Origin of the sequence: Pseudomonas sp. Sample_24 (assembly GCF_004307605.1) — a bacterium.
Lineage (GTDB): Bacteria > Pseudomonadota > Gammaproteobacteria > Pseudomonadales > Pseudomonadaceae > Aquipseudomonas.
Genome location: NZ_RCNW01000083.1, coordinates 1 through 6,004, shown reverse-complemented (window position 1 = coordinate 6,004; position 6,004 = coordinate 1). Strand labels below are relative to the sequence as shown.

Below are 6,004 nucleotides of genomic sequence, written 5' to 3'. Positions count from 1 at the left end.
ACGCCTGCGTCTTGCAGCGCAGCGAATTTCTCGTCTGCAGTGCCTTTGCCGCCAGAGATGATTGCGCCAGCATGGCCCATGCGCTTGCCCGGAGGAGCAGTCACACCAGCGATGTAGGAAACAACCGGCTTGGTCACGTGTGCCTTGATGTAGGCAGCCGCTTCTTCTTCAGCCGAACCGCCGATCTCACCGATCATCACGATCGCTTCGGTCTTCGGGTCTTCCTGGAACAGCTTCAGGATGTCGATGAAGTTCGAACCCGGGATCGGGTCACCACCGATGCCGACGCAAGTCGACTGACCGAAACCGGCGTCAGTAGTCTGCTTCACAGCTTCGTAGGTCAGGGTGCCGGAACGCGAAACGATACCGACCTTGCCTGGCAAGTGAATGTGACCTGGCATGATGCCGATCTTGCATTCGCCTGGGGTGATCACGCCTGGGCAGTTAGGGCCGATCAGGACTACGCCCAGCTCGTCGCACTTAACTTTAGCGTCCAGCATGTCCAGGGTAGGAATGCCTTCGGTGATGCACACGATCAGCTTGATGCCGCCGAAGGCAGCTTCCAGGATCGAGTCTTTGCAGAAAGGAGCCGGAACGTAGATCACGCTGGCGGTGGCGCCAGTGGCAGCTACAGCGTCTTTCACGGTGTTGAACACTGGCAGACCCAGGTGCTCGGTGCCGCCTTTGCCTGGAGTTACACCACCAACCATCTTGGTGCCGTACTCGATGGCTTGCTGGGTGTGGAAACTACCTTGCGAACCGGTAATACCCTGGCAGATAACTTTGGTGTCTTTATTGATCAGGACGCTCATTATTTGCCCTCCGCAGCTTTGACAACTTGTTGAGCAGCGTCGGTCAGGCTGGTAGCAGCGATGATGTTCAAACCGCTTTCTGCCAGTACTTTAGCGCCCAGCTCAGCGTTGTTGCCTTCAAGGCGAACAACAACCGGGATTTTCACGCCGACTTCTTTCACTGCACCGATGATGCCTTCGGCAATCATGTCGCAACGAACGATGCCGCCGAAGATGTTGACCAGTACTGCAGCGACGTTAGTGTCGGACAGGATGATCTTGAACGCTTCGGTAACGCGTTCTTTGGTAGCACCGCCGCCCACGTCGAGGAAGTTGGCTGGCTTGCCGCCATGCAGGTTGACGATGTCCATGGTACCCATGGCCAGGCCAGCACCGTTGACCATGCAACCGATGTTGCCTTCCAGCGCTACGTAGTTCAGTTCGAACTTGGCAGCGTGCGCTTCGCGCGGATCGTCTTGCGACGGATCGTGGAAAGTCTTCAGCTTAGGCTGACGGTACATGGCGTTGGCGTCGATGTTGATCTTGGCGTCCAGGCAGTGCAGATCGCCGTCAGCCTTGATCACCAGCGGGTTCACTTCCAGCAGGGCCAGGTCGTGATCCTTGAACAGCTTGGCCAGACCTACGAAGATCTTGGCGAACTGAGCAACTTGCTTACCTTCCAGACCCAGCTGGAATGCCAGCTCGCGACCCTGGAATGGCTGAGCGCCAACCAGTGGATCGATAGTGGCTTTCAGAATTTTTTCTGGAGTGTCGTGAGCGATTTTCTCGATGTCCACGCCACCTTCGGTGGAAGCCATGAACACGATACGACGGCTCGAACGGTCAACGACAGCGCCCAGGTACAGCTCTTTAGCGATATCAGTGCACGATTCAACCAGGATCTTGGTGACTGGCTGACCATTGGCGTCAGTCTGGTAAGTCACCAGACGCTTGCCCAGCCACTGCTGTGCGAAGGCTTTGGCGTCTTCTTTGCTGCGAACCAGCTTGACGCCGCCCGCTTTACCGCGACCACCGGCGTGGACCTGGGCTTTGACAACCCACTCGCTGCCGCCGATTTTGTCGCAAGCTTCTGCTGCTGCTTCCGGGGTGTCTACTGCGTAGCCGGTGGAAACTGGCAGGCCGTACTCAGCGAACAGCTGCTTACCCTGATACTCGTGAAGATTCATGCTTATTACCGTCTTCGTTAGGTACTGCGCATTCGGTGCTGCACTCATTCAAGTGCCGCACCACCTGTGACTGCTGCTTGCATAGCCTTCCGGATACCCGGTGCAGCTATGCAAGACTGCGTCCAGCGGATATTCCGCGGTGAGTCTTGCATGCAAGGCTCACGACGGGCCAAACCGCCGTGGTTTCTTATTATCTCTTAACGCTTCTTGCGGTTGGCGATGTGGATGGCGCCGCCATTCACTGCCAGAGCAGCTTCGTGCAAGGCTTCAGACAGGGTCGGATGGGAGAAAACCATCATGCCCAGGTCTTCAGCGCTGGTGCCGAACTCCATACCGATCGCGCCCTGCTGAACCAGTTCGGCAGCACTTGGGCCAATCACGTGGACGCCCAGTACGCGGTCTGTCTTGGCATCGGCGATGACCTTGACGAAACCACCGGTATCGTTGGCAGCCATGGCACGGCCGGAGGCTGCGAACGGGAAGGTGCCGACGTTAACTTCAACGCCTTCAGCTTTCAAGGCCTGCTCGGTTTTACCGACCCACGCGATTTCCGGGTGAGTATAAATAACCGAAGGGATCAAATCATAGTTCATCTGGGCCTTGTGGCCCTTGATGCGCTCGACAACCATGATGCCTTCTTCGGACGCCTTGTGCGCCAGCATCATGCCGCGAACCACGTCACCGATGGCGTAAACGCCCGGTACAGTGGTAGCGCAATGATCATCAACGTGCACGAAACCGCGCTCGTCCAGGGTCACACCGCAGTCGGCAGCCAGCAGATCAGTGGTCACCGGACGGCGACCAACGGCTACGATCAGCTTGTCGAAAGTGATGTTCTGTTCGCCGTTGGCATCGGTGTAGTTCACAACGACTTCGTCGCCGTTCACTTTCGAGCCGGTCACGCGAGCGCCCAGCTTGATGTCCAGGCCCTGTTTGGTCAGGGTTTTCAGCGCTTCCTTGGAAACAGCGGTGTCGGCTGCCATCAGGAAGGTGTCCAGGGCTTCCAGGACAGTCACTTCTGCACCCAGACGCGACCAGACCGAACCCAGTTCCAGACCGATAACGCCGGCACCGATCACACCCAGACGCTTAGGTACGGATTGGAATTCCAGGGCGCCGGTGGAGTCGACGATCACATTCTGGTCAACCGGAGCTGGCGGAATGTCGATCGGGCGCGAACCTGGAGCCAGGATCACGTTCTCGGCTTCGATGATTTCTACCGAGCCATCTGGCTTGGTGACTTCGACTTTCTTGCCGGCCAGCAGCTTGCCGTGACCTTCAATGGAAGTCACACCGTTGGCTTTGAACAGGGTCGCAACGCCAGAGGTCAGGCCTTTGACGATGGTGGCCTTGCGGCCGACCATTGCTGGCACGTCCATGGTCACGCCAGCGTGATTGATACCGTGGATCACGAAGCCTTCTTTGGCTTCCTTGTACTTCCACGAGCTATCCAGCAGGGCCTTGGATGGAATGCAGCCGACGTTCAGGCAGGTACCGCCCAGCGCGAGTTTGCCTTCCTTGTCGGTGTACTTCTCGATGCAGGCAGTGCTGAGGCCGAGTTGGGCGGCCTTGATGGCAGCCACATAGCCGCCAGGGCCAGCGCCGATCACTACTACGTCAAATTTCTGCGACATTCAAAAAATCCTCTTTAGCGAAAAGCTTCAAGCCGCAAGCTGCAAGCCAAGCTGCGGGTTTTCCGACAGCTCGAGCTTGCAGCTCATGGCTGCTTCTATCAGATATCCAGCAACAGACGAGCCGGATCTTCCAGCAGGTTCTTGATGGTCACCAGGAAGGTCACAGCTTCTTTGCCATCGATCAGACGGTGATCGTAGGACAGAGCCAGGTACATCATCGGACGGATAACGACCTGGCCGTTGATGGCCATTGGGCGCTGGATGATGTTGTGCATGCCCAGGATAGCGGCTTGTGGCGGGTTGACGATCGGAGTCGACATCATCGAACCGAAAGTACCACCGTTGGTGATGGTGAAAGTACCACCGGTCATTTCGTCCATCGACAGTTTGCCGTCACGGGCTTTCTTGCCGAAGGTGGCGATGCCGCCTTCGATTTCAGCCAGGCTCATCAGTTCGGCGTTGCGCAGAACCGGTACAACCAGGCCGCGATCGCTGGAAACTGCAACGCCGACGTCAGCGTAACCGTGGTAAACGATGTCGCCGCCATCGATCGAAGCGTTGACAGCCGGGAAGCGTTTCAGCGCTTCGGTGGCCGCTTTCACGAAGAACGACATGAAGCCCAAACGCACGCCGTTATGGCTCTTCTCAAAGAGATCCTTGTACTTCGAACGCAACGCCATGACTTCGGTCATGTCGACTTCGTTGAAAGTGGTCAGCATTGCCATGTTCGACTGAGCTTCAACCAGACGCTTGGCCACGGTGGCACGAACGCGGGTCATCGGCACGCGCTTCTCGATGCGGTCGCCAGCGGCGAACACAGGAGCGGCAGCCGAAGGAGCAGCAGCCTTGGCAGGCGCGGCAGCCGGAGCGGCTTTCTTGGCAGCAACAGCTGCAACCACGTCTTCCTTGGTCACACGACCGCCTTTGCCAGTACCGGCAACGGAAGCGATGTTGATGCCGTTTTCTTCAGCCAGCTTGCGAGCAGCAGGAGCGGCGACTGGATCGTCTTCGCCTTCGGCAGCTGGAGCAGCGGCTTGCGCGGCGGCCGGAGCAGCAGCGGCAGCCGGGGCAGCAGCAGCGCCGCCCGCCTCGATGGAGCCCAGGACTTCGTCGGACAGAACAGTGTCGCCTTCGTTCTTGATGATAGCGCCCAGCACGCCGTCAGCAGTGGCCAACACTTCCAGCACAACCTTGTCGGTTTCGATGTCGACGATCAGGTCGTCACGCTTTACAGCGTCGCCCGGTTGTTTGTGCCAGGTGGCAACGGTGCCATCGGCAACCGATTCCGGGAAAGTGGGGGCTTTGATTTCGATAGCCATTATCTGTGGGTCCTTAAATTCGGTTTCAGGTGCGCGAAGGCGTTAAACAGTAAAGGCCGCTTGCAGCAATTGTTCCTGCTGCTCGGCGTGCATCGATGCGTAACCGCATGCCGGTGCAGCAGAAGCCTCACGGCCCGCGTACTCAAGTACGAGAGACTTGTTGAGGTTGCTGATGCTGCGACGCATGTGGTGTTGGCTGCAGTACCACGCACCCTGGTTCATCGGCTCTTCCTGACACCAAACGGCATGCTTGGCGTTGGTGTAAGGAGCCAGGACTTCTTTCAAGTCATCCTCAGGGAATGGGTACAGCTGCTCGATACGCACGATGGCGATATCGTCACGGCCTTCGGCACGGCGTTTTTCCAGCAGGTCGTAGTAGACCTTGCCGCTACACAGAACAACGCGCTCGACCTTTTTCGGGTCCAGGGCATCGATTTCCGGGATAACGGTCTGGAACGAACCTTCGGCCAGATCTTCCAGGGTCGAGATGGCCAGTTTGTGGCGCAGCAGCGACTTCGGAGTCAGGACTACCAGCGGCTTGCGCAGCGGGCGGATCACCTGACGGCGCAGCAAGTGGTAGATCTGAGCCGGCGTCGTCGGCATGCACACCTGAATGTTGTGCTCGGCGCACAACTGCAGGTAACGCTCCAGACGAGCCGAGGAGTGCTCCGGCCCCTGACCTTCATAACCGTGTGGCAGCAGCATGGTCAGGCCGCACAGACGGCCCCACTTGTGCTCGCCACTGGTGATGAACTGGTCGATCACGACCTGGGCGCCGTTGGCGAAGTCGCCGAACTGGGCTTCCCAGATAACCAGCGCGTTCGGCGTGGTGGTCGAATAACCGTATTCGAACGCCAGCACCGCTTCTTCGGACAGGAACGAGTCGTACAGGTCGAAGCGTGGCTGACCGTCGTACAGGTTCTGCAGCGGGATGTAGGTGCCCGCGTCTTTTTGGTTGTGCAGCACGGCATGACGGTGCGAGAACGTACCGCGGCCGATGTCCTGGCCGGTCATGCGGATCGGGTGACCTTCGAACGCCAGGGTCGCGTACGCCATGGTTTCGGCGTAACCCC

At 58.3% G+C, this 6,004-nt stretch carries 4 protein-coding genes and 1 pseudogene; all 5 read right to left on the bottom strand.

Annotated elements, in window-relative coordinates:
* On the bottom strand, positions 1 to 812 hold an 812-nt coding region (gene sucD / locus D8V06_RS03935), incomplete at its 3' end, for a succinate--CoA ligase subunit alpha (RefSeq protein ID WP_130930480.1).
* The gene (sucC, locus tag D8V06_RS03930) at positions 812 to 1,978 is read right to left on the bottom strand and encodes an ADP-forming succinate--CoA ligase subunit beta (RefSeq protein ID WP_007919879.1); all 1,167 of its coding nucleotides are present in this window, start codon (positions 1,976 to 1,978) and stop codon (positions 812 to 814) included. The genes sucC and sucD, both read right to left, overlap by 1 nt.
* Positions 1,979 to 2,175: 197 nt before the next feature.
* On the bottom strand, positions 2,176 to 3,612 hold the full coding sequence (gene lpdA, locus D8V06_RS03925) for a dihydrolipoyl dehydrogenase (RefSeq protein ID WP_130930479.1): 1,437 nt from the start codon (positions 3,610 to 3,612) through the stop codon (positions 2,176 to 2,178).
* A gap of 98 nt (positions 3,613 to 3,710) precedes the next feature.
* Positions 3,711 to 4,931 (bottom strand): 2-oxoglutarate dehydrogenase complex dihydrolipoyllysine-residue succinyltransferase, encoded by a 1,221-nt coding sequence (gene odhB, locus D8V06_RS03920; RefSeq protein WP_130930478.1) that lies wholly within the window; start codon positions 4,929 to 4,931, stop codon positions 3,711 to 3,713.
* A gap of 42 nt (positions 4,932 to 4,973) precedes the next feature.
* Positions 4,974 to 6,004: pseudogene (locus D8V06_RS03915) on the bottom strand (2-oxoglutarate dehydrogenase E1 component); the annotation flags it as partial.